The organism is Mycobacterium sp. IDUB_3 (genome assembly GCF_055419585.1).
Map to the genome: position 1 here is coordinate 2,714,917 of NZ_JBVAXZ010000001.1, position 25,154 is coordinate 2,740,070.

26 protein-coding genes are annotated in these 25,154 nt (G+C 68.6%); 6 read left to right on the plus strand and 20 right to left on the minus strand.

Annotated elements, in window-relative coordinates; all coding sequences use genetic code 11:
* Window positions 1–124: 124 nt before the first annotated feature.
* The 13 genes from lysS to ACZYVJ_RS12395 all read right to left on the minus strand — a co-directional run bounded on the left by lysS (window position 125) and on the right by ACZYVJ_RS12395 (window position 12,440).
* Window positions 125–1,621, minus strand: coding sequence for a lysine--tRNA ligase (lysS, locus tag ACZYVJ_RS12335; RefSeq protein ID WP_463831244.1), 1,497 nt, complete (start codon window positions 1,619–1,621; stop codon window positions 125–127).
* Between the two features lie 78 nt (window positions 1,622–1,699).
* Window positions 1,700–2,515: a type III pantothenate kinase gene (locus ACZYVJ_RS12340; RefSeq protein ID WP_463831245.1), complete on the minus strand. Its 816-nt coding sequence runs from the start codon at window positions 2,513–2,515 to the stop codon at window positions 1,700–1,702.
* A 2-nt stretch (window positions 2,516–2,517) separates the two neighbouring features.
* Entirely contained in the window at window positions 2,518–2,937 is a 420-nt protein-coding gene (panD, locus tag ACZYVJ_RS12345; protein WP_463831246.1) for an aspartate 1-decarboxylase, read from the minus strand.
* A complete protein-coding gene (gene panC, locus ACZYVJ_RS12350; protein WP_463831247.1) occupies window positions 2,937–3,875 on the minus strand; it encodes a pantoate--beta-alanine ligase in 939 nt (312 codons plus the stop codon). Before panC ends, panD begins: the two co-directional genes overlap by 1 nt.
* On the minus strand, window positions 3,872–4,783 hold the full coding sequence (locus ACZYVJ_RS12355; protein WP_463831248.1) for a Rossmann-like and DUF2520 domain-containing protein: 912 nt from the start codon (window positions 4,781–4,783) through the stop codon (window positions 3,872–3,874). Before ACZYVJ_RS12355 ends, panC begins: the two co-directional genes overlap by 4 nt.
* Window positions 4,784–4,898: 115 nt before the next feature.
* A complete protein-coding gene (locus ACZYVJ_RS12360; protein ID WP_463831249.1) occupies window positions 4,899–6,353 on the minus strand; it encodes a DUF6779 domain-containing protein in 1,455 nt (484 codons plus the stop codon).
* A gap of 123 nt (window positions 6,354–6,476) precedes the next feature.
* Window positions 6,477–6,953, minus strand: coding sequence for a DUF3180 domain-containing protein (locus ACZYVJ_RS12365; protein WP_463831250.1), 477 nt, complete (start codon window positions 6,951–6,953; stop codon window positions 6,477–6,479).
* The gene (gene folK, locus ACZYVJ_RS12370; protein ID WP_463831251.1) at window positions 6,953–7,501 is read right to left on the minus strand and encodes a 2-amino-4-hydroxy-6-hydroxymethyldihydropteridine diphosphokinase; all 549 of its coding nucleotides are present in this window, start codon (window positions 7,499–7,501) and stop codon (window positions 6,953–6,955) included. Before folK ends, ACZYVJ_RS12365 begins: the two co-directional genes overlap by 1 nt.
* A 76-nt stretch (window positions 7,502–7,577) precedes the next feature.
* Window positions 7,578–7,979 (minus strand): dihydroneopterin aldolase, encoded by a 402-nt coding sequence (folB, locus tag ACZYVJ_RS12375; protein WP_463831252.1) that lies wholly within the window; start codon window positions 7,977–7,979, stop codon window positions 7,578–7,580.
* Window positions 7,972–8,823 (minus strand): dihydropteroate synthase, encoded by an 852-nt coding sequence (gene folP, locus ACZYVJ_RS12380; RefSeq protein WP_463831253.1) that lies wholly within the window; start codon window positions 8,821–8,823, stop codon window positions 7,972–7,974. The genes folB and folP overlap by 8 nt, the downstream gene beginning before the upstream one ends.
* A complete protein-coding gene (gene folE, locus ACZYVJ_RS12385) occupies window positions 8,820–9,434 on the minus strand; it encodes a GTP cyclohydrolase I FolE (protein ID WP_463831254.1) in 615 nt (204 codons plus the stop codon). Before folE ends, folP begins: the two co-directional genes overlap by 4 nt.
* 16 nt (window positions 9,435–9,450) lie before the next feature.
* Window positions 9,451–11,877: an ATP-dependent zinc metalloprotease FtsH gene (gene ftsH / locus ACZYVJ_RS12390; RefSeq protein WP_463831255.1), complete on the minus strand. Its 2,427-nt coding sequence runs from the start codon at window positions 11,875–11,877 to the stop codon at window positions 9,451–9,453.
* Between the two features lie 149 nt (window positions 11,878–12,026).
* The gene (locus ACZYVJ_RS12395) at window positions 12,027–12,440 is read right to left on the minus strand and encodes a VOC family protein (protein WP_463831256.1); all 414 of its coding nucleotides are present in this window, start codon (window positions 12,438–12,440) and stop codon (window positions 12,027–12,029) included.
* Window positions 12,441–12,542: 102 nt separating this feature from the next.
* On the opposite strand from ACZYVJ_RS12395, the gene ACZYVJ_RS12400 reads away from it, so the two are divergent.
* Genes ACZYVJ_RS12400 through ACZYVJ_RS12410 form a run of 3 tightly spaced genes read left to right on the plus strand, consistent with a single transcriptional unit; the run spans window position 12,543 to window position 15,705 of the window.
* Complete coding sequence (locus ACZYVJ_RS12400; protein WP_463831257.1) at window positions 12,543–13,508, plus strand: alpha/beta fold hydrolase; 966 nt, start codon at window positions 12,543–12,545, stop codon at window positions 13,506–13,508.
* Window positions 13,505–14,692: an LLM class flavin-dependent oxidoreductase gene (locus ACZYVJ_RS12405; protein ID WP_463831258.1), complete on the plus strand. Its 1,188-nt coding sequence runs from the start codon at window positions 13,505–13,507 to the stop codon at window positions 14,690–14,692. The genes ACZYVJ_RS12400 and ACZYVJ_RS12405 overlap by 4 nt, the downstream gene beginning before the upstream one ends.
* On the plus strand, window positions 14,692–15,705 hold the full coding sequence (locus ACZYVJ_RS12410; RefSeq protein ID WP_463831259.1) for a zinc-binding dehydrogenase: 1,014 nt from the start codon (window positions 14,692–14,694) through the stop codon (window positions 15,703–15,705). The genes ACZYVJ_RS12405 and ACZYVJ_RS12410 overlap by 1 nt, the downstream gene beginning before the upstream one ends.
* A 28-nt stretch (window positions 15,706–15,733) precedes the next feature.
* On the opposite strand, the gene ACZYVJ_RS12415 is transcribed toward ACZYVJ_RS12410, so the two are convergent.
* Together ACZYVJ_RS12415 and ACZYVJ_RS12420 are read right to left on the minus strand one after the other, a co-directional pair.
* Complete coding sequence (locus tag ACZYVJ_RS12415) at window positions 15,734–16,978, minus strand: PPE family protein, SVP subgroup (RefSeq protein ID WP_463831260.1); 1,245 nt, start codon at window positions 16,976–16,978, stop codon at window positions 15,734–15,736.
* A gap of 11 nt (window positions 16,979–16,989) precedes the next feature.
* A complete protein-coding gene (locus tag ACZYVJ_RS12420; RefSeq protein ID WP_463831261.1) occupies window positions 16,990–17,289 on the minus strand; it encodes a PE family protein in 300 nt (99 codons plus the stop codon).
* A gap of 414 nt (window positions 17,290–17,703) precedes the next feature.
* Here ACZYVJ_RS12420 and ACZYVJ_RS12425 point away from each other — a divergent pair, with 414 nt between their 5' ends.
* Entirely contained in the window at window positions 17,704–18,444 is a 741-nt protein-coding gene (locus tag ACZYVJ_RS12425) for an SIMPL domain-containing protein (protein WP_463831262.1), read from the plus strand.
* Between the two features lie 131 nt (window positions 18,445–18,575).
* Here the strand turns inward: ACZYVJ_RS12425 and hpt are convergent, their stop codons facing one another.
* The 4 genes from hpt to dacB are packed head-to-tail and all read right to left on the minus strand — an operon-like array spanning window position 18,576 to window position 22,629.
* Window positions 18,576–19,187 (minus strand): hypoxanthine phosphoribosyltransferase, encoded by a 612-nt coding sequence (hpt, locus tag ACZYVJ_RS12430; protein ID WP_463831263.1) that lies wholly within the window; start codon window positions 19,185–19,187, stop codon window positions 18,576–18,578.
* Between the two features lie 45 nt (window positions 19,188–19,232).
* Complete coding sequence (gene tilS / locus ACZYVJ_RS12435; protein WP_463831264.1) at window positions 19,233–20,207, minus strand: tRNA lysidine(34) synthetase TilS; 975 nt, start codon at window positions 20,205–20,207, stop codon at window positions 19,233–19,235.
* Window positions 20,186–21,247: a zinc-dependent metalloprotease gene (locus ACZYVJ_RS12440; RefSeq protein ID WP_463831265.1), complete on the minus strand. Its 1,062-nt coding sequence runs from the start codon at window positions 21,245–21,247 to the stop codon at window positions 20,186–20,188. The genes tilS and ACZYVJ_RS12440 overlap by 22 nt, the downstream gene beginning before the upstream one ends.
* Window positions 21,244–22,629, minus strand: coding sequence for a D-alanyl-D-alanine carboxypeptidase/D-alanyl-D-alanine endopeptidase (gene dacB / locus ACZYVJ_RS12445; protein WP_463831266.1), 1,386 nt, complete (start codon window positions 22,627–22,629; stop codon window positions 21,244–21,246). The genes ACZYVJ_RS12440 and dacB overlap by 4 nt, the downstream gene beginning before the upstream one ends.
* A gap of 105 nt (window positions 22,630–22,734) precedes the next feature.
* On the opposite strand from dacB, the gene ACZYVJ_RS12450 reads away from it, so the two are divergent.
* Together ACZYVJ_RS12450 and ACZYVJ_RS12455 are read left to right on the plus strand one after the other, a co-directional pair.
* Complete coding sequence (locus ACZYVJ_RS12450) at window positions 22,735–23,223, plus strand: inorganic diphosphatase (RefSeq protein WP_463831267.1); 489 nt, start codon at window positions 22,735–22,737, stop codon at window positions 23,221–23,223.
* 76 nt (window positions 23,224–23,299) lie between these two features.
* A complete protein-coding gene (locus ACZYVJ_RS12455; RefSeq protein WP_463831268.1) occupies window positions 23,300–23,992 on the plus strand; it encodes a hypothetical protein in 693 nt (230 codons plus the stop codon).
* Here the strand turns inward: ACZYVJ_RS12455 and ACZYVJ_RS12460 are convergent.
* On the minus strand, window positions 23,989–25,071 hold the full coding sequence (locus ACZYVJ_RS12460) for a DUF475 domain-containing protein (protein WP_463831269.1): 1,083 nt from the start codon (window positions 25,069–25,071) through the stop codon (window positions 23,989–23,991). The two genes, ACZYVJ_RS12455 and ACZYVJ_RS12460, sit on opposite strands and share 4 nt — an antisense overlap.
* Window positions 25,072–25,154 lie beyond the last annotated feature (83 nt).

Genomic DNA, 25,154 nt, shown 5'->3' on the forward strand with positions numbered 1-25,154 from the left:
TACCCTCGCATTTCGTCCTGAGCGGTTACTGAGCAGATTGGATCGGACCTCCCCGGTCACCAATCTGCCATAACAGCGAAGCATACTCAATCTGTACGGAAGCCGCACAGTTGCAAACTTTCAACTACGAGTGCGGACGAACAATCGGGAACAAAACTGTCTCTCGAATTGACAGACCGGTCAATGTCATCAACAACCTGTCGATACCCATTCCCGTTCCCGTACATGGCGGCATCCCATACTCGAGTGCTGCAAGGAAATCCTCGTCGAGCACCATGGCTTCGTCGTCGCCCGCCGCGGCGGCACGCGCTTGCGCGGCGAACCTCTCTCGCTGTACCACTGGATCATTCAATTCCGAATACCCGGTGGCGAGTTCGACACCACGCACATACAGGTCCCACTTCTCGGTGACACCCGCGATGCTGCGGTGCTGACGCGTCAAAGGCGTTGTCTCGACCGGGAAATCCCTCACGAACACCGGCGCGACGAGCGCGTTGCCCACCGTGTGCTCCCACAGTTCCTCGACGATTTTTCCATGTCCATAGCCCCGGTTGGCGGGAATCTCGACGCCGAGCCGATCGGCGATTGCGAGCAGTTGTTCGACAGACGTCTCAGGCGTGATCTCATCACCGAGTGCCGACGACAGTGACGGGTACATTTGTATCGAAGCCCATTCCCCGTCTATGTCGTAGACGCTGCCGTCGGGCAGCGGAAGTTGTCGGGTTCCGATCGCCTCGTCGGCCACCTCTTGAATAAGCTCACGCGTCACTACTGCCGAATCGTCATAGGTTCCGTACGCCTGGTAGGTCTCCAGCATGGAAAATTCCGGAGAATGGGTGGAATCCGCACCTTCGTTTCGGAACACTCGATTTAGTTCGAAAACCCGGTCAAAACCGCCGACGACGCACCGCTTGAGGAACAGTTCCGGTGCGATCCTCAAGTAGAGATCGATGTCCAGTGCATTGGAATGTGTGATGAACGGCCGCGCGGCCGCGCCACCGGCGAGCGTCTGCAACATTGGGGTTTCGACTTCGAGAAACCCGCGCCGTTCCAGTGCGTTGCGTATGGCGCGGGTGACGGCGATCCGCTGCCGCGCCACGGTGCGCGCCTGTGGACGCACGATCAGGTCGACGTAGCGCTGGCGCACCCGCGCCTCTTCGCTCATGTCCTTGTGCGCGACGGGCAGCGGACGCAGCGACTTGGACGCCATCTGCCAGGAGTCGGCCAGCACGGACAATTCGCCGCGCCGTGAGCTGATCACGTTGCCGTGCACGTAGACGATGTCACCCAGGTCTACGTCGGCCTTCCACGCATCGAGGGATTGCTGGCCGACCTTGTCGAGGCTGATCATCACCTGCAGCGTGGTGCCGTCGCCCTCCTGAAGGGTGGCGAAGCAGAGTTTGCCGGAGTTGCGGGCAAAGATCACCCGGCCGGCGACGCCGACGAAGTCGTCGGTCGCGGTGTCTACCGGCAGATCGGGATGGGCGGCACGGACCTGGGCCAGCGTGTGGGTGCGTTCGACGGCGACCGGGTAGGGGTCGTGCCCCTCGGCGAGCAGCCGAGCGCGTTTATCGCGGCGAATTCGGTACTGCTCGGGAATATCCAGATCGTCGGCACTCACGACGTGCCAGCTTAAAGGACCGGGCTTTGAGGCAGCGCCGACGGCTTTGCCTGCGCGCTGCGGCGCACAGCCGGTGTGTCAGCGCGCCGTCTTCAGCCGGCCGCGCTGGGCGTCGCGGTTGCGTTCGAAGATCAGCCGCAGCCCGTGCAGGGTCAGGTGCTGGTCGTAGTGGCTGACGGTCTGCAGCTCTGGCAGCAGTAGCGGCGCGGTGTGGCCGGTGGCGATGATCGCGACGTCGTCGCCGGCAAACCCAGCCACGTCCTCGCGGATGCGCCCCACCAAGCCGTCGACCAGCCCGGCGAAACCGAACACCGCACCCGCCTGCATGCACTCGACGGTGTTCTTGCCGACCACCGAACGCGGGCGGGTCAGCTCCACCCGGCGCAGCGCGGCCGAGCGCGCCGCCGCGGCGTCGGAGGACACCTGCAATCCGGGCGCGATCGCACCGCCGAGGAATTCACCCTTGGCCGACACGACGTCCACGCAGATCGAGGATCCGAAGTCGATGACGATGGCGGGGCTGTTGAACCGATGGAAAGCCGCCAGGCAGTTGACGATTCGGTCGGCACCGACTTCCTTGGGGTTGTCGACGAGCAGCGGGATTCCGGTGCGCACCCCGGGCTCGATCAGCACGTGCGGCACCGAGGGCCAGTACTGGTCCAGCATCACCCGCACCTCGTGCAGCACCGAGGGCACGGTGGACAGCGCCGCGGCGCCGGTGAGCCGTTCGGAGTCGTCGCCGATGAGGCCGTCGATGGTCAGCGCCAATTCGTCGGCGGTGATCTCCGCTTCGGTGCGAATCCGCCATTGCTGCACGACGTTTGCGTGCTCCTTGGATCCCGATATCAGCCCGACGACGGTGTGGGTGTTACGGACGTCGATCGCGAGCAGCACGGCTACCGCGCAACGATCCGGGGATCCAGTAGTTCGGCCGCGTCGGCGGGCACGAATGCCGGATCGTGGCCGAAGTCGATCGGCTTGTTGTCGGCGTCGACGAAGACGATCCGCGGCTGGTACGCCCGCGCCTCCGCCTCTTCCATGGTCCCGTAGGCGATCAGAATCACCAGGTCGCCCGGGTGGACGAGATGTGCTGCCGCACCGTTGATTCCGATCACACCGCTGCCGCGCTCGCCGGTGATCGCGTAGGTGACCAGCCGGGCGCCGTTGTCGATGTCGACGATGGTGACCTGTTCGCCCTCGAGCAGGTCCGCGGCATCCATCAGATCGGCGTCGATGGTCACCGAGCCGACGTAGTGCAGGTCGGCCTGCGTGACGGTGGCGCGGTGGATCTTCGACCTGAGCATCGTCCGTAACATCAATTCCTCCAAGGTGATTGGGCGTATTCGTGGTGTCCGTCCGGCCCAGCGGTGCCGGCGGGTGTTTCGATCTGCATTTCGATGTTGTCCAGCAGCCTGGTGGCGCCCAGCCGGGCCGCAACCAGCAGCCGGGCCGAACCGTTGGCGGGCGCCGGGCCGAGCCCGGCGTCGCGCAATTCGAGGTAGTCGACGGTGAGGTCGGGCGCGGCGTCGAGCACCGTGCGCGCCGCGGCCAGCGCGGCCGCGCCGCCGTGGTGGGCGGCGTGCGCTCCCGCCGTCAGCGCAGCCGAAAGTGTCACGGCCAGCTCGCGTTGCGTGGCGTCCAGGTAGCGGTTGCGCGACGACATCGCCAAGCCGTCGGATTCCCGGACCGTCGGCACCCCGACCACCTGTGCGTCGATGTTGAGGTCGGCGACCATCTGGCGCACCATCACCAGCTGCTGATAATCCTTCTCGCCGAAGAAGATCCGGTCCGGTCGCACGATCTGCAGCAGCTTGCACACGACGGTGAGCATGCCGGCGAAATGGGTCGGCCGGACGGCGCCCTCCAGCTCGGCGGCCAGCGGACCCGGCTGCACGGTGGTGCGCAGACCGTGCGGATACATCGCGGCGGCCGTTGGGGTGAAGGCGATTTCGACGCCTTCGGAGCGCAGCAGTGCGACGTCGTCATCCAGGGTCCGCGGGTAGGCGTCGAGGTCCTCACCGGCGCCGAACTGCAGCGGGTTGACGAAGATCGACACCACCACCACCGCGCCGGGCACCCGCTTGGCCGCGCGCACCAGCGCCAGGTGCCCGTCGTGCAGTGCGCCCATGGTGGGCACCAACATCACCCGGCGCCCGGTGTGGCGCAGGGCGCGGCTGACGTCGGCGACATCGCGCGGGGCGGAGTAGACGTTGAGGTCGCCCGCTGTGAAGGCCGGTGGCTTGCCGGGTCTCATGGCGCCAGGACCTCCACGACCTCCTGGGGGGCGTGCGCGCGCTGGGCGGTCCGCAAGGCGTTCACCCGGTACGCCTGCGCCAATTCCGGCCCGACCTGAGCCAGCGCGGCCAGATGCCCCGCGACCGCGGCCGCATCGCCGCGCGCGACCGGACCGGTGAGCGCGGCCTGCCCGCGCTGCAGGGTGTTCTCCAGCGCGGCCCTGGCCAGCGGGCCGATGATCCGTTCGGCGATGCCGCCCGGCTGGTCGTCGACGGACTGTTGGCCGAGCAGTTCGCTGCCGCGCAGCGCGGCGCGCAGCGCGTCCAGCGCGTCGGCGAGCACGGTCACCAGGTGGTTGCCGGCGTGGGCCAGTGCGGCGTGGTACAGCGTGCGGGCGTCCTCGGCGACGCAGAACGGTTCGCCGCCCATCTCCAGGACCAGCGATTGCCCGATCGCGTACCCGATTTCGTCGGCGGCGGTCACGCCGAAGCAGGAGTCCGCCAGGCGGCTGATGTCCTCGTCCGACCCGGTGAACGTCATCGCCGGGTGGATCGCCAGCGGGATGCAGCCGTCCCGGGCCAGCGGCTCGAGAATGCCGATCCCGTTGGCGCCGGACGTGTGGACCACGATGGTTCCGGGCCGCACCGCCGACGTCGCGGCCAAACCGGACACCAGCCCGGCGAGTTCGCTGTCGGGGACCGCGAGCAGCAGCAACTCGGCACCGGCGGCCACGTCCGGCGGCGTCGCCACCGGGGTGTCGGGCAGCCGGCGTTGCGCGCGCTGCCGCGACGCATGGGAGATGGCGCTACACGCCACCACGACATGGTCCGCGCGCTCCAGCGCGACACCGAGCGCGGTGCCGACCCGGCCGGCCGAGATGATTCCCACCTTGAGCCGAGCGGGGCGCAGACCGTCGAACTGCACCATCGCAGACGACCTCACAGATATCTTGTTTCGTTCCGGTCCCACTTCGTGGGTACCGTTCGGTCACTAAGACTGTAGTCGATTACCAGGCATCACCCAATGTGAGGAAGCTCCCAGCTCAGCCCTCGCGGCGACGGCGCCGGCCGCCCTCGGAGGGCTGAACCTGCAGGCGGGCCAGCAGGTCGGCCACCGACTGGCCGCCCGTGGCGCTGCCGTCGCCCGTGCCGTCGCCGTCCTCTTGCGGGTCACCGCCGTGCCGGGGCGCCTGCTCCGGGGTGGGCGGCGGCGCCAGGCGTGGTGGCGGGGGCGCGCCGGCGGCCGGTCCCGGGTGCGTCGGGGGAGCCGGCGGCGGGGGTGGCGGCGTCGCGGCGGCCGGCGGGGGCGGTCCGGCCGGCGGCTCGTTGGTGGGCGAGAAGTTGCGCACCCCGTAGTCGCGGTACTCCGCAGAGTGGCGCGAGCGCGCCCGGCTACCGGAGTCGCCGTACGGCGGTGGTGGCACCGGCTCGGCGGGCGGGCCATCCCAGGCCTCGTCAACGCCCGAATGCCGGGCACGCCGCCGTCCACCGGCCGATTCCGGCTGGGTATCGCCACCGGCCCAATTGCTGCCCGGGGCGCCGGGCGGCAACCACTGGCCCTCCGCGGCGGACGGCTGCCAACCCTGACCCGGCCACTCCGCCTGGGGCTGTCGCTGCGCTTCCGGCGCCGGCTCCGGTTCGGGCCGCGGTGCGGGCTCCGGCTGCGGTTCCGGCTGGAACTGGGCCGCGGGCGCGGGCGGCGGTTGGTGACGCGGCTCGAAGCGCGGCTCCGCCGGTCCCGCATACGGGGACTCCTCTGCGTACGCGGGCTCTTCGGCGTATGCCGGGTCCTGGGCGTACGCCGGGTCGTGGGCGTACTGGTTACGGACCCGCTCCCGCCGAGGCGGTGGCTGCTGTCGCGGCGGAATCAGCGGTTCCTCGGGCACGTCGATGATGGCGTCGTCGGCGCGGCCGGCGTTGTCCTGCGGCACCGACGTCACCCGGTCGCTGGACACCCAATCGACCGGGGTGTCGCGGGGGTTCTCGCCGTTGCGATCCCACTCGCTGTACGCGCGCTCCGGTTGCGGCTCGGCCTCTGGCGTGCCGCCGAGGGCCGGGCGGTGCGCGAGGTCGGTGTCGAACAGGATTTCCAGGCTGGTCCGTAAGGAGGAGAGTTCCGCGCGCAACTCGGCCAGATCGTCGGCGGCCTGGGCGCGCAGCTCGGAGGCCAGCTCGCGGCGCAGCTGGGACTCGACGGTCAGCTCGTATTCACGCCGAGCCGAGATCTCGCGGTCCAGCTGCAGGTCGTAGACCAGCTTGAGGTCACGGACCCGGGACTGATCGGCGTCGCTTTGGCGCCGGTAGAGCACGGAAACGAAGGCGCCGGCGACTGCGGCCCACAGCGCCAGGATTACAGCGAGCTTGAGGAGTTCCACCCGATTGGTGAAAACCAATGCGGAACTGGCCCCCATCGCGAGGACCAGCAACGCGGTCAAGAGCACCCACCCCGGCCTGCGGCCGCCGCGCCGCACCCGGGCGCCGCGGGACAGAACGGTCATGGCCTGAGAGTACCTGCGCGAGGTCATTCAGCGTGTCGCGCGGGTCCGGCGATTCTCGCGCGGGTTATCCGCGGGGCCGCCGGAGTTACTCGACCGCCGCCCGCCGGCAATCGTGGCACAGGGCTAGGTTTCCGCGCCCTCGCCGTGCTCAGTCGGATCCGGCGGTGACTTGCAGCAATGTTGCAGCCACAGCGCGGCAATCAGCAGCGCCAGCGCACTGACGGCCGCGACCACGGTCCCCGAGGTGTCCTCGGCGGCGGCCCGCAACCAGGACTTGCGCGGCAGAAAATACACCAGGATGCCGACCCACCAGCCCAGCATCACCGCACCCACCCAGGCCGAGGCCTTGGCGACCATCAGGCTGCGCGCCACCGCAAGCGGGTGCAGCCAACCCGGGCCGGACCCGATTTCGCCCTCGCTGATCCTGGCCCGCACGTAGCGCGCCCACAGCGCCTCGACGACGGCCACCGCCAGCAGCGACAGGCCGGTCCACACCGTGATCGGCGGAAACCACCGGTAGAGGCCCTTGACCAGCAGATACCCCACAATGGCCGCGCCGACCACCGCGGCGGTCAGGTCACGCTTGCGGGTGGGCCCCATCAGGCCGCCGGCCCCTGATCGCCCGGCGGCTTCCCGTTCGGCCGAAGCGTCAGGCTGGTGGGGCGCACGCCGTCCCGGTCGGCCGCTTCCAGCTGGGCCAGCAGGCCGGCGGCCGGCTGCGGCCCGTCGGCCAGCGTCAACTGCGCGTCCGGGTCGACATCCAGCCATGGGATGAGCACGAACGCCCGCAGGTGGGCCAGCGGATGCGGCAAGGTCAGGTTGTTCTCCCGGGAGATCACCTCGGTGGGGCCGTAGCAGGCGATCAGGTCGACGTCGAGGGTGCGCGGGCCCCAGCGCTCGCCGCGCACGCGGCCCGCCGCTCGCTCGAATTCCTGCGCACGGCGCAGCCAGCCCTGTCCGTCGCAGGCCGGGTCGTCGGCGATCAGAACCGCGTTGAGAAACGGCGCCTGGTCCACCCGGCCCCAGGGGTCGGTCTCGTACACCGGCGACACGGCGAGCACCTTCTCCCCGAGCCCGTCGACGACCGACTGCAACCGCGCCAGCCGGTCACCCAGGTTGGAGCCGATGGACAGCACCACTCTGGTCATCGGCGCCACTCTCCCCCGCAAGCGGGCGGTACCCTCACGATCCCGGCCGAGCCGGCGTCGTCGTTGTCGTCGCGCGTCATATCGACCCACCCGCCGGGACCACCGAACCGCGGCCGCCGCGGCGCGACCGTCGCACCACCACCGCGACGTCGGCGAACCGCTGCAGGATCGGGGCCTGCGGCTTGTGCACCACCACCTCGACGGCGTGCACGCGTTCGTCGTCCATCACCTCATCGGCGATCTGGGCTCCGACGGTTTCGATCAGATTGCGCGCCGGCCCGGCCACCACGTCGGCGGCCAACTGGGCCAGCGCGCCGTAGTCGTAGGTGTCGGCGAGTTCGTCGCTGGCGCCGGCGCCGGCGAGGTCGATCCACACGGTGATGTCGACGACGAAGTCCTGACCGTTGGCTCGCTCGTGGTCGAAAACCCCGTGTTGTCCGCGAACCTTCAATCCGCGCAACTCGATTCGATCAGCCATCGTCTCCAGCCAGTTCCGTGTGCGACCCGTCGGTCCAGGCCGCTACGACCTTGAGGGCATCGACCGTGGCCCGCACATCGTGCACACGCACCCCCCAGGCCCCGTGCAGTGCGGCCAGCGCGGACACCACCGCGGTGGCCGTCTCACGCCCATCGGGCGGTCGCGGCGAACCATCGGCCCCGGCTAACAACGTACCGAGGAACCGCTTGCGCGATGCACCCAGGAGCACCGGGATGCCGGTGGCGACCAACTGCGGCAGAGCATGCAGCAGCGCCCAATTGTGTTGTCCCGTCTTGGCGAATCCCAGTCCGGGATCGATCATCAGCCGGGCGGGGTCGACACCGGCGGACACCGCGGCGTCGACACTGGCCAGCAGCTCGTCGCGCACCTCGGCGACCACGTCGCGGTAGTGCGGCGCCGTGTGCGGCCGCTCGGCCGACACCGAACGCCAATGCATCAGCACCCAGGGCACTTTCGCGTCGGCGAGCAGCGGCGCCATCGCGGGATCGGCGCGGCCGCCGGACACGTCGTTGACGATCCGCGCCCCGGCGCACAGCGCCGCCCGCGCGACGTCGGCGTGCATGGTGTCGATGCTGACGGTGATTCCTTGTGCCGCAAGCTCTTTGACGACGGGGACGACCCGGGATGTCTCGACGCGAGGATCGATCCGCGTGGCGCCGGGCCGGGTCGACTCTCCCCCGACGTCGACGATGTCGGCGCCCTCGGCGACCAGGGCCAAACCCTGGGCCACGGCCTTGTCCGGATCGAGATAGCGGCCGCCGTCGGAGAACGAATCGTCAGTGACGTTCAGAACCCCCATCACCTGCACAGGCGCCAGACTCACTTACGCAGGATCAGGTCGAGCGCCTCGGCTCGAGAAGCTGCGTTGGTTTTGAACAGACCGCGCACCGCGGAGGTGGTGGTGACCGCTCCCGGCTTGCGGACGCCGCGCATCGCCATACACAGGTGCTCGGCCTCGACCACGACGATCACGCCGCGCGGATTGAGCTTTTTCACCAGGGCGTCGGCGATCTGGCTGGTGAGCCGCTCCTGCACCTGGGGCCGTTTGGAGTACAGGTCGACCAGCCGCGCGATCTTCGACAGGCCGGTGACCCGGCCCTCGTTGCCCGGGATGTAGCCGACGTGGGCCACGCCGTGGAACGCCACCAGGTGGTGCTCACACGTGGAGTACAGCGGGATCTCCTTGACCAGCACCAGTTCGTCATGGTCCTCGTCGAACATGGTGTTCAGCACGCTGTCTGGATCGGTGTAGAGCCCGGCGAACATCTCGCGGTAGGCGCGGGCTACGCGCGCCGGAGTTTCCCGCAGGCCGTCCCGGTCGGGGTCTTCGCCGATCGCGTGCAGCAACTCGCGGACCGCGGCTTCGGCGCGCTCCTGATCGAACTCCCGCGTCGTGGGCACCGTGGTATTCGGCCCCAAACCGCGTAAGGCCATCGAATCCTCCGTTTGCTCAGCCGTGAGCCGGCGGGTTGGACCGGCTTACGTCGTCATCCTGCCGGTCGGGCGAGCCGCCCTCCGGGGCGGGTTGGCCGGGCGGCGGATACGGCGGATACGGCGGATAGGCGGGACGCGCCTGACCGGAGTGACCCGCGCCGCCCTGCTGACCGGGATAACTTTGCTGACCGCCGGGGTGGCCCTGCTGGCCGGGGTAGCCCTGCGGGCCCGGGTAACCGCGTGCCGGCTGCTGCCAGTAGGGCGGCTGCGCGGGCGGATGCCAGTTGTTCGGCTGCTGTTGCTGCGGCGGCCATCCCGGCGCGCGCCAGCCGGCCGGCGCGCCGTAGTCGGGTTGGGTGGGCCCCTGCTGCTCCCCCTGACGATTACCGCTGTCTTGAGCTCCATGAAACCCGTTGCCGCTGTTGGCATTTCGGTCCGCCGCCACCCGGGCGGCGGCAGCTGCCTCGCTGGCCCGCGCGATGGCCGCCTTGAAGGCCGGCTCTGGGGTCGGCGGCGGCCAGGGCTCGCCACGCTCGATGGCCAGCTCGCCCGGCGTCTTGATCGGCGGTTTGTCCGACGGAATGCGGCCGCCGAAATCGTCGAACATGGTTAGCCTGGGCCGCTTTTCGACTCCGGAGAAAATGCCCTCCAGCTCGGCCCGGTGCAAAGTTTCCTTTTCCAGCAGTTCGCCCGCCAGAATGTCGAGAATGTCGCGGTATTCGGTGAGGATCTCCCACGCCTCGGTGTGGGCGGCCTCGATCAGCTTGCGGATCTCGTCATCGATATCGCGGGCAACCTCGTGCGAGTAGTCCGCCTGCGTCCCCATGGTGCGGCCCAGGAACGGGTCGCCGTGCTCCGAACCGTATTTGACGGCACCGAGTTTGGAGCTCATCCCGAATTCGGTCACCATCGCGCGCGCGATCTTGGTGGCCTGCTCGATGTCGGACACCGCGCCGGTCGTCGGCTCGCGGAAGACCAGTTCCTCGGCGGCACGCCCGCCCATCGCGAACACCAACTGCGCGATCATCTCCGAGCGGGTCCGCAGGCCCTTGTCTTCCTCCGGCACCGCCACCGCATGCCCGCCGGTGCGTCCACGCGCCAGGATCGTCACCTTGTAGATGGGCTCGATGTCGGGCATCGCCCAGGCCGCCAGTGTGTGGCCGCCCTCGTGATACGCGGTGATCTTCTTTTCCTGCTCGCTGATGATCCGGCCCTTGCGGCGCGGGCCGCCGATCACCCGGTCCACCGCTTCCTCCAGCGCGGCGCTGGTGATGACGGTGCCGTTCTCGCGGGCGGTCAGCAGCGCGGCCTCGTTGATGACGTTGGCCAGGTCGGCGCCGGTCATGCCGACGGTGCGCTTGGCCAGCCCGGCGAGGTCGGCGTCCGGGCCGATCGGCTTGCCCTTGGAGTGCACCTCCAGCACCGCTTTGCGACCCGCCAGGTCCGGGTTGGACACCGGGATCTGCCGGTCGAAGCGGCCGGGACGCAGCAGCGCCGGGTCCAGGATGTCCGGCCGGTTGGTGGCCGCGATCAGGATGACGCCGGCCCGCGGGTCGAATCCGTCCATCTCGACCAGCAACTGGTTCAGCGTCTGCTCGCGCTCGTCGTGCCCGCCGCCCAGGCCCGCGCCGCGCTGGCGGCCCACGGCGTCGATCTCGTCGACGAAGATGATGCAGGGGTTGTTCTGCTTGGCCTGATCGAACAGGTCGCGGACGCGGGAAGCACCGACGCCGACGAACATCTCGACGAAGTCGGAGCCCGAAATCGTGAAGAACGGGACACCGGCCTCCCCGGCGACCGCGCGGGCCAGCAGCGTCTTACCGGTTCCCGGCGGGCCGTAGAGCAGCACACCCTTGGGGATCTTGGCGCCCAGCGCCTGGTAGCGGCCGGGGTTCTGCAGGAAGTCCTTGATCTCGTAGAGCTCCTCGACCGCCTCGTCGACGCCGGCGACGTCGGCGAACGTGGTCTTGGGCATGTCCTTGGAGAGCTGTTTGGCGCGCGACTTGCCGAAGCCGAAGCCCATCCGGGCGCCGCCCTGCATGCGGGAGAACATCACGAACAGCCCCACCAGCAGCAATAGCGGCAGGACGTAGACCAGCAGCTCGCCCAGGATGCTGCCCTGGTTGACGACCGTGCTGACCTTCGCGTTCTTGGCGCTCAGCGCGTTGAACAGGTCGACCGCGTAGCCGCTGGGAAACTTGGTGATGACCTTGTCGGAATTATCGGTGTCACCATTGCCCTTCTTCAGGGTCAATCGCAGTTGCTGTTCGCGGTCGTCGATTTGCGCGCTTTTGACGTTGTCGCCGTTGATCTGGGACATCGCCACAGACGTGTCGACGGGCTTATAGCCGCGGGTGTCGTCGCTGAAGTAGAAGAACGACCAACCGAGCAGCACCACGACAGCAATTGCCGTGATGGTGCGAATCACGTTTTTCCGGTTCATCAATCATCGGCCTTAGCGGCCAGGTCCTTCCCCGATATACACGCAGCTGAAAAAGTCCAGGCTACCGCTAGCGGCGATCGCCAGCTCCGGCAGCGCCGGGGCACAACGGCTCGCCACCGTCTCTTCAGTTAACGACCGGCAGTTCCCGGCTACTCGTAGTACCGGGCCTCGACCACGTTTCCGTCGGGATCGGCGAAGTAATACCCCTGCGGCGCCCACCCGCGTGCGCCGAAGCTCCGGTTCAACCGGGCGCTGGTATCCACGCCTTCGTCCTGCAGCCGCCGGTCCAACGCGTCATATTCGGCCTTCGACAGCGCCAGGCACACGTGATTGACGGGGTGGCCGGCGCTGCCCTCGATGCGAGTCAAAGTCTCCGTCGCCGAAACGCCATCGGTGGGCATCAAGTCGATGATGGAGTCCGCACAAATCCGCACGCTCGGGAACGGCGCATCTCCGGCTTCGAATTCGGCGAAGCGGACCGGTTCCAGCCCGACCACGCGGGTGTAGAAGTCCATCGACACCCGCGGGTTCTTCGTCCAGAGCACCACGTGGTCCAAGCGCATCGAATCGAGTATTCCCGCCGTGCGCCCTTTTGATCGCCCGCCAGGGCGAGCCAGACGGATTCGGGCCTTCTCAGCCCGCAACCGTTGTGCTTTGGTGGGACGGTGCCCCCAACCGAACGGTTAGTAGAGACCAATGGTGCGCGGCTACGGGTGATCGAAGCGGGCGACCGCGGCGCACCGGTGGTGCTCCTGGCGCACGGCTTTCCCGAACTCGCCTACTCCTGGCGTCACCAGATACCCGTCCTCGCCGACGCCGGCTACCACGTGCTGGCGCCCGATCAGCGCGGCTACGGCGGTTCGGATCGTCCGGACGCCGTCGACGCCTACGACATTCATCAGCTGACCGCCGACCTGGTCGGACTGCTCGACGATGTCGGCGCGCAGCGCGCCGTGTGGGTCGGGCACGACTGGGGCGCCGCCGTGGTGTGGAACGCCCCACTGCTGCATCCGGACCGGGTCGCGGCCGTCGCGGCGATGAGCGTGCCGGTGACGCCGCGCCCGCACGTCGCGCCGACGAAGGCCTGGCGCAAGATGTTCGGCGAGAATTTCTTCTACATCCTGTACTTCCAGGAGCCCGGCGTCGCCGACGCCGAATTGAACGCCGATCCTGCTCGGGTGATCCGACGCATGATCGGTAGCTTGCGGACACCCGATGACAAAGCCGCCGCGCTACGGCTCGTGGCCCCCGGTCCGGAAGGTTTCATCGAGCGGCTGGCCGAACCCGAGCGGCTGCCGGACTGGATAAGCCAGGACGAGCTCGACCACTACGTCGCCGAGTTCACCCGCACCGGCTTCACCGGCGGCCTCAACTGGTATCGCAACTTCGACCGCAACTGGGAGACCACCGCCGAGCTCGACGGTGTGAAGATCTCGGTCCCGTGCTTGTTCATCGGCGGCACGGCCGATCCCGTCCTGTCGTTCACCCGCACCGACCGCGCCGCCGACGCGATCTCCGGCCCGTACCGGCAGGTGATGATCGACGGCGCCGGGCATTGGCTGCAGCAGGAGCGCCCCGACGAGGTGAATGCGACCTTACTGGAATTCCTCAACGGATTGGAGCTGCAATGAGCGCGCCCCTGCGTTTCGGTGTCTTTATCACCCCGTTTCACCCCATCGGCCAATCCCCAACCGTGGCACTGGAATACGACATGGAACGCGTCGTCGCCCTGGACCGGCTCGGCTTCGACGAGGCGTGGTTCGGCGAACACCACTCCGGCGGCTACGAGCTGATCGCCTGCCCGGAAGTCTTCATCGCGGCGGCTGCGGAGCGGACCAAGCACATCCGGCTGGGCACCGGCGTGGTGTCGCTGCCCTACCACCATCCGCTGATGGTGGCCGACCGCTGGGTGCTGCTCGATCATCTGACCCGAGGCCGGGTGATGTTCGGTGCCGGGCCCGGCGCGCTGCCGTCGGACGCCTACATGATGGGCATCGACCCCATCGAGCAGCGCCGGATGATGCAGGAATCGCTCGAGGCGATCCTGGCGCTGTTCCGCGCCGCACCCACCGAGCGCATAGACCGGCACTCCGACTGGTTCACCCTTCGTGACGCGCAGTTGCACATCCGGCCCTATACCTGGCCCTACCCCGAAATCTCCACGGCGGCAATGATTTCTCCGTCCGGACCGCGGCTGGCCGGCGCGCTCGGCACGTCGCTGCTTTCGCTGTCGATGTCGGTGCCCGGCGGCTACGCGGCGCTGGAAACCACCTGGGACGTGGTCCGCGAACAGGCGGCGAAGGCGGGGCGGGATGAGCCGGACCGGGGCGACTGGCGCGTGCTGAGCATCATGCACATCGCGGATAGCCGCGAACAGGCCATCGACGACTGCACCTACGGGCTGCAGGATTTCGCGAATTACTTCGGTGCCGCCGGGTTCGTGCCGCTGGCCAACAGCGTGGAAGGCACCCAGACGCCGCACGAGTTCGTCGCCGACTATGCGGCCAAGGGAAACTGCTGCATCGGCACGCCGGAGGACGCCATCGCCCACATCGAGGACCTGCTCGACCGCTCCGGCGGCTTCGGCACCCTGCTGATGCTCGGCCACGACTGGGCCTCCCCGCAGGCCACGTATCACAGCTATGACCTGATGGCGCGCAAGGTGATTCCCCACTTCAAACGGCAGCTCGAAGCGTCCCGCTCGTCGCACGACTGGGCCAGGGGCAAGCGCGACCAGCTGATCGGCCGGGCCGGCGAGGCCGTCGTCAAGGCCATCACCGAGCACGTCGACGAGCAGAAAGACGCGGTGCACTGATGCGCGCGGCAGTGTTGCGGGACGGCCGCATGGTCTACCGGGACGACGTTCCCGACCCGATACCCGAAGCAGGACAGGTGCTGGTGGGCGTGCGCGCGTGCGGAATCTGCGGCTCCGACCTGCATTTCGCCGCCCACGGCGCACAGGTGCTGGAAATGAGCGACCGGGTGGCCGGCGGGTCGGGCGCCATGCACGTCGACCTGGACCACGACATCTTCATGGGTCACGAGTTCAGCGCCGAGGTACTCGAGGCGGGCCCCGGCACCGAAACCCATCCGCCGGGCACCCTGGTCACATCGTTGCCGGTCCTGTTGTCCGCCAAGGGCGTCGAGCCGATCGTCTACAGCAACAGCACGGTCGGCGGCTACGCCGAACGGATGCTGCTGTCGGCGCCGCTGCTGCTGCCCATCCCCAACGGCCTGGACTTCAAACACGCCTCCCTGACCGAGCCGATGGCGGTGGGGCTGCACGCGGTCAACAAGTCCAGCATCGGGCCCGGCGAGACGGCCCTGGTGCTCGGTTGCGGTCCGATCGGCATTGCAATCATCGCCGCCCTGCGTGCCAAGGGCGTGGAAGTCATTGTGGCGTCGGACTTCTCACCCAAGCGGCGGGAGCTGGCCACCGCGATGGGAGCCCACCAGACGCTGGATCCGGCACAGGGTTCACCGTTCGACGCCGTCAAGCCCGCGGTTGTTTTCGAGGCGGTCGGCGTGCCGGGCATCATCGACGACGTACTCCTTCGAGCGCGGCCCGGCACCCGCCTGGTCGTCGCCGGCGTGTGCATGCAGCCCGACACCGTGCACCCGTTCTTCGCGATCGCCAAGGAGATCAACGTGCAATTCGTGCTCGCCTACACGCCCGAGGAGTTCGGCGATTCGCTGCGCGCCCTGGCCGAGGGTGACATCGACGTCAGCCCGCTGATCACCGGCGAGGTCGGCCTCGACGGTGTCGGTGCGGCGTTCGACGACCTCGCCGACCCCGAGCGGCACTGCAAGATCCTCGTCACGCCCTGACGGTTGTCGCCAAGGCACGGTCTTCGAATCAGCCTCCCGCCGGGGGCTGTGCGATGACGGTGGGCTTGAACCCGTATCGGGGAGTCACAAAGTGGGCAGCGGCGCTGCGTCCAGCCCCGCCGGTGGGCATCATCGGCACCCCACCCACCGCGTGGGTGGCACGTTCAACCGCACCCGCACCATTGGCGGCGTTGAGTGCAACGGCGACCGAGGGTGTCGTCGGGGCCGCGCTCGCCCAAGCCGCCGGTACCGATAGTCCACCGACGGACGCCGCCTTGCCCACGGCCCCGCCAATCGCGCCCACCGAGCCCAGGCCGGCGCCCGAAATAGCCGCGGGGCCAATGGATTCTGCGGCCTTGGCGACGCCCTCGGTGGCCGACTTAGCGGCCGGCACCATGCCCTGAGCGATTCCTTGGATGTCTTTGAACGAGGTGGTGAACAGCCGTGTTGGAGAAATCAATCGGATGAACGCGTCGAAAGGTGTGCTGGCGTCCAATGTTTGCGATCCGGTCAGGCCCTCCAGGAGATCGCCCAATGGGCCCCCCACCACTAGGCCATCACCTTCGGGGTTCAGGCTGATACCTCCCAGGGAGAGCACGGGATTGGCAGACGACGCGGGATTGCTCGTCGACCCGGCCAGCGCCGACAGCGTTTGGGGCACCGCGTCGAGTGCCTGCGCACCGCCATTTCCGCTGGTGCCGGCGGCTTGGGCCACCGCAGCGGCCTGACGGGCGCCGCCGGCCGGGTCGGTGACGGGTTCGGTCGGCTCGAACGGCTGCAACGTCGACGCCGCGGCCGACGTACCGGCATATCCGTACATCGCCGCAGCGTCTTGGGCCCACATCTCGCCGTATTGCGCCTCGGCGATGGCGATGGCCGGGGTGTTCTGACCAAGGAAGTTTGTCGCCAGCAACTCCATCAGCAACGCCCGGTTCGCCGCTATCACCGGCGGCGGCACCGTTTCGGCGAAGGCCAACTCGTAGGCACCCGCCGCCGCCACCGCTTGCCGGGCGGCCTGTTCAAGCTGCCCGCCGGTGCCGCGTAACCACGCCACTTGCGGGACGACCGCGGTCAGCATCGCCGACGCGGCCGGCCCCTGCCATGGCCCGTCGGTGAGGCCCGCGATCACCGACCCATAGGCGGATGCTGCAGAATCCAACGCGGTGGCCAAACCGTCCCAGGCCGCCGCGGCAGCCAGCAGGGGCGCTGAGCCAGGTCCCGAATACATCAGCGCGGAGTTGATCTCCGGCGGCAACTGCGCGAAGTCCAGCATGGTGTCCTCGCCTAACCGACCGCGGCAGTGTTGGCGATCTCGGTGGCTGCGTACGAACCGGCGTTGATGCCAAGCATTGTCGCCAACTGATCACGCACCACCGCGGCCTGCGCACTGATCTCCTGGAACAGCTGGCCGTGCCGGGAGAACTGCTGCGCGGTCAAGATCGAGACCGCATCGGCTGCGGCGGGCACCACCAAGGTCGTGGTGGCCGCTACCGCCGAACTTCCTTCCCGCACCGACGCATTGATTCTGTGCAGCTCACGGGCAGCAGCGTCCAATATTTCCGGCTGCGCCATCAAGAAAGACATTTCTTCTCAAAATCCTTTCGCATCAATAGCTCTCGGCACCAACAGTCGTACCGAGTCGGACGCCTGGACACGTTAGGGCAGGCACGTCCAGAGATGACAGACCGGGAGTCGCCAATTCATCACTGTGACCCGAACTGTTCACTTAGCCGGCTCGAGATGCTGCAACATTTGGATTTTGCATGAAAAATGCTGCAATCCAATATGATTGGAGTCATATATGTTCTTATATGAGTTTGCTGCGGCGGTGGTTCGGCTTTGCTAACCGCAGCTGTGGTGTCAATTTCGCTGTCGCACCGAATGATTCGATGTAATAGCCGACCCCGCCGGTCGCACCGTCACGACACGGGGTGCGCCGCCGCACGCTGAGGCGAAATCGCTCCCACGGACGGCGGCCCAGCAGCTAGGGTGCCAGGCATGCCGGTCGCAACGAACGCTTCGAAGTTCATCCGCCGATCGATCGCCGTGGCCGCCTCCGGCCTGACGGTCGCAGCGATCTCGGCGTGCGACAAACACAACCCGCCGCAGCCCGGGGCCAGCCCCCGTCAGGTCACGGTCGTGGGCACCGGCCAGGTGCAGGGCGTCCCGGACACCCTGACCGCCGACGTCGGCATCGAGTTCACCGCATCCGATGTCACCACCGCGATGAACCAGACCAACGACCGGCAACAGGCGGTCATCAATGCACTGACCGGCGCCGGCATCGACCGCAAGGACATCAGCACCACCGAGGTCACCCTGTCGCCGGAATACAACAACCCCGGGCCGAGCGGCACCCCCGCCATTACGGCGTACCGCGCCACCAACGCCATCGCAGTCAAGATCCACCCGACGGATGCCGCCTCGCGCCTGCTGGCCCTGATCGTCGGCACGGGCGGCGACGCCACCCGGATCAAGTCCGTGCGCTATTCCATCGCCGATGATTCCCAGCTGGTGAAGGACGCCCGCTCGCGGGCCTTCAACGACGCCAAGAACCGCGCCGACCAGTACGCCCAGCTGTCCGGGCTCCGGCTGGGCCGGGTGCTGTCCATCTCGGAAGCCACCGGCAACACCCCGCCGCCGGTGGGGGCGCCGCGGGCCATGCCGTCGATGGTTCCGCTGGAGCCCGGCCAGCAGACCGTGAACTTCTCGGTGACCGCGGTGTGGGAGCTGGACTAGCCCGATGACGGCGACCCGCCGCGCCCGGCTTCGCCGCGCTTGCGATCGCCGCTAGCCCGATGGCGGCGACCCGCCGCGCCCGGCTTCGCCGCGCTTGCGATCGCCGCTAGCCCGAGGTGTCGGGCCGGGGTCTACTGCTGGTAGATCCTGGGGTCCAGGGTGCCGATGTAGGACAGGTCGCGGTAGCGCTCGTCGTAATCGAGGCCGTAGCCGACGACGAAGTCGTTGGGGATGTCGAAGCCCACGTAGGCGATGTCGACGTGCGCGCCCTGCGCGTCGGGCTTGCGCAGCAGCGTGCACACCCGCAGCGAACGCGGGTGCCGCGTCTTGAGGTTGCGCAGCAGCCAGGACAGCGTCAGGCCCGAGTCGACGACGTCCTCGACGATCAGCACGTCGCGGCCCTCGATATCGCGGTCCAGGTCCTTGAGAATCCGCACCACGCCCGAGGAGGACGTCGACGATCCGTAGGAGCTGACGGCCATGAATTCGAACTGGGTGGGCAGCGGGATCGCGCGGGCCAGGTCGGTGACAAAGATCACAGCGCCCTTGAGGACGGTGATCAGCAGCAGATCCTGTCCGGTCTCGGTCGCGGCGTCGCGGTAGCTCTCGCCGATTTCGCGGCCGAGTTCGGCGATTCGCGCCTGAATTTGCGCCGACGTCAGCAGGACAGACTTGATATCCCCGGGGTACAGCTCCGCGGGTGGGGCGGGGGTGATCGCCGAGGAGATCTGGGCCACGCCCACAGAGTGCCACGACGGCGGGCGAATAACCAACGGCAGCCCCGATAACTAACGGATCGGTTTGCCGACCGGCTCGCGCCACAGCGTCAGCACGCCGTCGCGGCGTCCCGCGAACAATCGCTCATCGGGCAGCGAGGACCCGACCGCCACGCCGCCCTGCCCGTGCCAGCCGGTAACCAGGGCGTCCACCCCGCGAATCTGCTTGTCGGTCAGGTTCGTTGCGCCGCCGGCCAACAGCCAGGCCCGGATCACCCGGCGCCGCACCGGGGCGTCCAGCGTCGCCAACGCCTGCACTCGCAGGCCGGCGTCCGCCCTGGCCTCGGGCAGCGCCCGGGCCGCCAGCGCGTCGATCAACTCGGAGTCCTCCCGCAACGATGTCGCGGTGCGGGCCAGCGCCTCGGCCACGCCGCCGCCGAGAGCGTCCTCCAGCAGCGGCAGCACCTCGGTGCGCAGCCGGGTCCGGGTGAAGCGGCGATCGGTGTTGTGCGGATCCTGCCACGGGGTCAGCCCCAGCTCCGCGCAGGCGGCGTGCGTGGTGGCGCGCCGGACCTCCAGCAACGGCCGGCACCACGGCGGATCGTAGGGGCGCATCCCGGCGATCGAGCGCACCCCGGACCCGCGACCCAGCCCCAGCAGCACCGTCTCGGCCTGGTCGTCGAGCGTGTGCCCCAACAGCACCGGGCCGCTGTGATAGGCGCTCAACGCGGCGTAGCGGGCCGCGCGCGCCGCCGCCTCGGGACCACCCTGGTTGCCCACCTGCACCCGGATCACCTGAGCCCCAACGCATCCCAACGCGATGGCCTGCGCCCGGGCGGTCTCGGCGACGGCGGCCGAGTCGGATTGCAGGCCGTGGTCGACGACCACCGCCGTGGTGGGCCGCAGCTGGGCCGCGACCGCGGTGAGGGCCAGGGAATCGGGGCCGCCGGACAGCGCCACGCACCACTGTTCGACGGTGGCGAGGTGGGTCTTGACGAACGCCTCGACAGCCGCGCGCAGGCGGCCTACAGCACCCGGTCGATCCACCGCTGGGGTTCTTCGATCTCGGTGGGCAGCGGCAGCGTGTCGGGGCCCGTCCAGATGGCGTTGAACCGGGCCATCCCCACCTGGCCGACGACGTGGTCGACGAACGCCTTGCCGCGGGTGTACTGGCTGAGCTTGGCGTCGAGCCCCAGCAGTGCGCGCAACAACCGCTGCAGCGGGGGCTGCTTGCGGTGGCGGCGCTCGTCGAACCGGCGGCGGATGGTGGCCACCGACGGCACCGCGATCGGGCCGACGGCATCCATGACGTGGTCGGCGTGGCCCTCCAGCAGAGTGCCCAGCACCAGCAGCTGGTCCAGCGCCTGCCGCTGCGGTTCGGACTGCACCGCGCGCACCAGGCCGAGAATGCCCGACGAGTTGGCGTCGGATTCCGGCGTTCCGGCGCCGCGGTTGCGGGCGTAGTCGGCGAGCCGGCCGATCACCTCCCCTAGGTCCTCACCGGCGTCGCGGGTCAGCAGGCCCAGCGCCTGGGACATGTAGTCGGGCAGCCACGGGTTGGCGGTGAACTGCACGCGATGGGTCACCTCGTGCAGGCACACCCACAGCCGGAAATCGGACGGGTCGATACGAAGCTGCCGTTCGACGGCGATGACGTTGGGATACACCAGCAGCAGGCAGCCGGTTCTGGCTCCGTCACTGGCGGCGAACGGGTCGTATTGGCCGAGAATCCCCGAGGACACGTAGGCCAGGACGGCGCCCGTCTGCGCGCCGGTGACGCGGCCGGTGAAAAAACCGCGCGGCTTCTCGGTGCCGTTCATCATCACCCGCATCGACTCGGTGGCCGCGCCGATCCAGTCCGGGCGGTCGACGATGCGCGCGGCAGGCACCGGGCCGTCGGTGACCAGGCCGGTCACGTCTCGCACCAGCGGTTCGGCTTTGGTGGATGCGGTGGCGAGTTCGTCGATCACCTGGCGGCGGGTGTAGTCGCTGGACGGCGGACCCGGCCGGGCCAGCCGCCGCCCGACCGTGGCCGCGAACTGCCAGTCGACGGCGGTACCCAGCGTCAGGTCCGGCGAGGGCGTCATGAGCACCCGCAGGACCACAACCGGGTTGCCAGGGCATCCATCACGTTGCGGCCGTTCGGGCCGGCGTTGTTGGAGACGAACGCGAAGGTGAGCACTCGGCCGCTGCGGTCGGTGAGCACCCCGGCGAGCGCGTTGATGCCGGTCAGCGAGCCGGTTTTGGCCCGCAACCAGCCCGCCGGGCCCTGGGCCGTGGAGGCGTCGGTGAAGCGGTCGGCCAGCGTCCCGCTGCCGGCAGCGATCGGGAGCAGATCCAGCAGCGCCCGCAGCGACGGCTGGTCAGGCCCCGCCGCGGCCTGCAGGACGCCGTCGAGCGTCTTGGCCGTCAGCCGGTCGTCGACGGAGAGCCCACTGGAATCCAGCAGCGCCACGCCCGCGGTGTCGACGTGCGCGGTGGTCAGCCGGTTGGTCACCGCGTCGGCCGCTCCGGCGAAGCTGCGCGGCCGGTTGATGGCGGCTGCCACTTCGCGGGCGATGCTTTCGGCCAGCACGTTGTCGGAGTGGTCCATCATCTCGGACAGCCGCTGGACCAGCGGCGCCGACTGCACCACCGCGAGCTGCCGGGCCCCCGACGGCGCGGTGGCGGTCGTCACCGCGTTAGGGTCCAGGCCCAGCGCCTTGGCCAGCTCGCGGCCGGCGTCCAGCGCCGGGGTCCGGGACCGCCGCGAGTTGACCGTCGACGGCTGAATGCGGCCTGCGTCGATCATCACCGACTCGATCGGCGCGATGTCGCCGTTGTCGACGTCGGCGAGGTCCCAGCCCTGGGCCATCGTCGGCCCGCTGAACGCCGAGGTGTCCACCTGCACAGCGGTCGGCGTCACGCCGCTGCGGCGGATCTGCTCGACGAGGTCGCTGATCCGCGCCGATCCCCGGTACCAGGTGGGAACGTCGGGCGGCGCCGCCGACAGCGCCGGATCGCCCGCCCCCACCAGCACGACGGGCCCTTGGGCGTTCTGGCTGCCGGCGACCACGCGGGTGCTGATCCGGGCCTGGCGGTCCAGCGTCAGCAACGCCGCGGCCGCCGTGAGCACCTTGTTGGTCGACGCCGGCACCAGCGGCAGGTCGTCGGCCACCTGCCACAGCTCTTTTCCAGTGATGGCGTCGGTGACCCGTCCGCCCAACCGGCCCAGGTTGGGGTCGCCCGCGACCGGCGCCAGCATCGCGGCGACGCCGGGTGCGCTGGGTAGCTCGGCGGTATCGCTCACCGGGACCATGCCGGGCTTCACCGTCGGAGCGTGCGGGGGCGGTATCGGGGCATGCGCGCTGTTGGCGCCGTGTCCGGCCGTGGTGAAAAACGTTGCCGCCACCACGACGGCGGCGACAAACGCCAGCACGCCCAACCCGATGAACACTGGGGTGGATTTTTGCCAGCGAGTACGGGCCATCACTCTCCTGACTGTCTGAACCCATTCTGCCGAATCGCCGGAGATGCGCTCGACTAGGGTGTAGCAGAGCAAATTGGCCTGCCTTACAGACAAGGAGTCGACGCGGTGGAATTCGACGTGACCATCGAGATCCAGAAGGGCCAGCGGAACAAGTACGAGGTCGACCACGAGACTGGACGGCTACGTCTGGACCGCTACCTGTACACCGCGATGGCCTACCCGACCGACTACGGCTTCATCGAGGACACCCTCGGCGAGGACGGCGACCCGCTGGACGCGATGGTGCTGCTGCCGCAGTCGGTGTTCCCCGGCGTCATCGTCGAATCCCGTCCCGTGGGCATGTTCCGGATGACCGACGAAAAGGGCGGCGACGACAAGGTGCTGTGCGTGCCGGCCGGCGACCACCGCTGGGACCACATCCAGGACATCGGCGACGTTCCGGAGTTCGAGCTGGACGTGATCAAGCACTTCTTCGTGCACTACAAGGACCTGGAACCGGGCAAGTTCGTCAAGGCCGCGGACTGGGTCGGCCGCGAAGAAGCCGAGGCGGAGATCCAGCGCTCGATCGAACGCTTCAAGACCGAAGGGCACTGAACTACACCGGCGCGTTGATGCTTTCGGCGTAATCGCGCCCGCGACGCTGCGGGATTCTCGGTGGCATCCTGGCGATGTGACCCCGGTGCTGCATTTCGCCGCGAATTTCTGGTGGGTGGTTTTCCCGCTGGGCGGTGTGATCGGCGGCGGGCTTCGGGCCATCGGCGCGGCCAACGAGCGTCGAGCCGAGCGCCGGATGGAGCGCTACCGGTTGAAGCAGCAGGCCAAGATCGCGGTGGCCGAGGCATCCGGTCGGGGGCGGACCCACGAGCAAGCCGACCGCCGGGAACTCGCCAAGCTCGTTGCCGCGCATGATCGTACCGACGCCCGGTGGTTCGACTATGAGGTCGACGTCGCGAAGCTGTTGGACTTCCCGCTGATGACCAACATGCGCGACCCGCTCACCATTGCGTTCCACAAGGCGAAGCGGCGCGCCGACCTGTTGCGGCCGGAACCGCCCGACGCCCTGGTGGGCGACCGGGATGCGCTGGTGGACTACCGCGATGCCGTCCACGAGTACGTCAGTGCGTTCGAGGTCGCTGAGGCCGAGGCGATCCGGCGGCGGCGCAGCGACTTCTCGACCGACGACCAGCAGCGGCTCGCGCGCGCCCAGAACCTGCTGCACCTGGCGAACGACGATGCGGCGACGCGCGAGGAACGCCAGAATGCCTACGCGCGGGCGACCAAGGAGCTCGACGGCCTGATCGCGCTGCCCGCCCCTGTACGGGCCGCCATCGAACAGCGCATCGCCGGGCAGATCGAGGCCTAGCCCCCTGACGTCCCGGCGCGGGCTTCGCGGCGATTGCGCAGGATGCTCCAGCCCAGCGCCGCCGCGATGGACACCACGCCGACCGAGGCGGTGACGGCTTCGGGGGCCTCGAACCGCGGCTCGATGGAGGTGAGCATGATCACGGCCAGCGCCCCGATCGCCCAGTGCGCGCCGTGTTCCAGGTACACGTACCGGCCCAAGGTCTCCTGGCGGACCAGATAGATGGTGATCGACCGGACGAACATCGAGCCGACCAGCCCCAGCCCCAGCGCGATGACGATCGGATCAGAGGTGATGGCGAACGCACCGGTGACGCCGTCGAATGAGAAGGCGGCGTCGAGCACCTCGAGGTACAGGAACAGGGTCAGGCCGGCCCAACGAGTCGCCGCGCCGGCCGTGCCCGCGTCGGTGTCGGATGGCCGAAACGCCCGGCTCAATCCGTTGACCACCAGGTAGGTCACCAGACCCAGCAGCCCGGCGGTCAGCACCGTCGCCGCCTCGTCACCCGAGTGCGTCAGTTGCGTGCCCACCAGCACCAGCGCCAGCCCGGTCACCACCAGCGACACCTGCCCCAGCCGGCCTATGCGCGCGAACGGGATCTCAATCCACTTGAGCCACTTGATGTCTCGGTCATAGAACACGAAATCCAGGAACAGCATCAACAGGAAGATGCCGCCGAACGCCGCGATCTGCGGGTGGGCCGCGATGACGAGCTTTTCGTAGCTGGGCGATCCGTCCGGAAACTCCAGCGCGCCGTGCGGCGGCGGATGCAGCGCCAGCTCCATCGCGCGCACCGGATCGAGGCCCGCGGTGGCCCAGACGATCAGCAGCGGGAAGAGCAGCCGCATGCCGAACACGGCGACGAGAATCCCGATCGTCAGGAACATCCGCTGCCAGAAGCGGCTCATCCGTTTCAGGATGGAGGCGTTGATGATGGCGTTGTCGAATGATAGCGACACCTCGAGGACGGCCAGCACCAGCAGCAGATAAAGACCCTTGAAGCCGCCGTAGGCATATCCGAGGCCGAGGGCCGCCGCGGTGACCAACAGCGAGATCCCGAAGGTGCGCAAAGCGGACATGCATCCTTTCCGGCCGCCGCCCACACTAGCGAACCGGATCGCCGCGGCCGGCAACCGTTGCGGGCCGCATAGAATTTTCAAAT

What these genes read in the sequence shown, in the direction of transcription:
- ACZYVJ_RS12355 (WP_463831248.1), bottom strand. Translation starts at nt 4,783, where the DNA reads ATGGTGCAGTTCGACGGTCTGCGCCCCGCTCGGCTCAAGGTGGGAATC.
- folK (WP_463831251.1), bottom strand. Translation starts at nt 7,501, where the DNA reads ATGACCAGAGTGGTGCTGTCCATCGGCTCCAACCTGGGTGACCGGCTG.
- ftsH (WP_463831255.1), bottom strand. Translation starts at nt 11,877, where the DNA reads ATGAACCGGAAAAACGTGATTCGCACCATCACGGCAATTGCTGTCGTG.
- ACZYVJ_RS12415 (WP_463831260.1), bottom strand. Translation starts at nt 16,978, where the DNA reads ATGCTGGACTTCGCGCAGTTGCCGCCGGAGATCAACTCCGCGCTGATG.
- ACZYVJ_RS12360 (WP_463831249.1), bottom strand. Translation starts at nt 6,353, where the DNA reads ATGACCGTTCTGTCCCGCGGCGCCCGGGTGCGGCGCGGCGGCCGCAGG.
- ACZYVJ_RS12420 (WP_463831261.1), bottom strand. Translation starts at nt 17,289, where the DNA reads ATGTCTTTCTTGATGGCGCAGCCGGAAATATTGGACGCTGCTGCCCGT.
- ACZYVJ_RS12395 (WP_463831256.1), bottom strand. Translation starts at nt 12,440, where the DNA reads ATGCGCTTGGACCACGTGGTGCTCTGGACGAAGAACCCGCGGGTGTCG.
- ACZYVJ_RS12405 (WP_463831258.1), top strand. Translation starts at nt 13,505, where the DNA reads ATGAGCGCGCCCCTGCGTTTCGGTGTCTTTATCACCCCGTTTCACCCC.
- ACZYVJ_RS12460 (WP_463831269.1), bottom strand. Translation starts at nt 25,071, where the DNA reads ATGTCCGCTTTGCGCACCTTCGGGATCTCGCTGTTGGTCACCGCGGCG.
- panC (WP_463831247.1), bottom strand. Translation starts at nt 3,875, where the DNA reads ATGAGACCCGGCAAGCCACCGGCCTTCACAGCGGGCGACCTCAACGTC.
- ACZYVJ_RS12365 (WP_463831250.1), bottom strand. Translation starts at nt 6,953, where the DNA reads ATGGGGCCCACCCGCAAGCGTGACCTGACCGCCGCGGTGGTCGGCGCG.
- folE (WP_463831254.1), bottom strand. Translation starts at nt 9,434, where the DNA reads ATGGCCTTACGCGGTTTGGGGCCGAATACCACGGTGCCCACGACGCGG.
- dacB (WP_463831266.1), bottom strand. Translation starts at nt 22,629, where the DNA reads ATGGCCCGTACTCGCTGGCAAAAATCCACCCCAGTGTTCATCGGGTTG.
- panD (WP_463831246.1), bottom strand. Translation starts at nt 2,937, where the DNA reads ATGTTACGGACGATGCTCAGGTCGAAGATCCACCGCGCCACCGTCACG.
- ACZYVJ_RS12410 (WP_463831259.1), top strand. Translation starts at nt 14,692, where the DNA reads ATGCGCGCGGCAGTGTTGCGGGACGGCCGCATGGTCTACCGGGACGAC.
- ACZYVJ_RS12440 (WP_463831265.1), bottom strand. Translation starts at nt 21,247, where the DNA reads ATGACGCCCTCGCCGGACCTGACGCTGGGTACCGCCGTCGACTGGCAG.
- ACZYVJ_RS12425 (WP_463831262.1), top strand. Translation starts at nt 17,704, where the DNA reads ATGCCGGTCGCAACGAACGCTTCGAAGTTCATCCGCCGATCGATCGCC.
- folB (WP_463831252.1), bottom strand. Translation starts at nt 7,979, where the DNA reads ATGGCTGATCGAATCGAGTTGCGCGGATTGAAGGTTCGCGGACAACAC.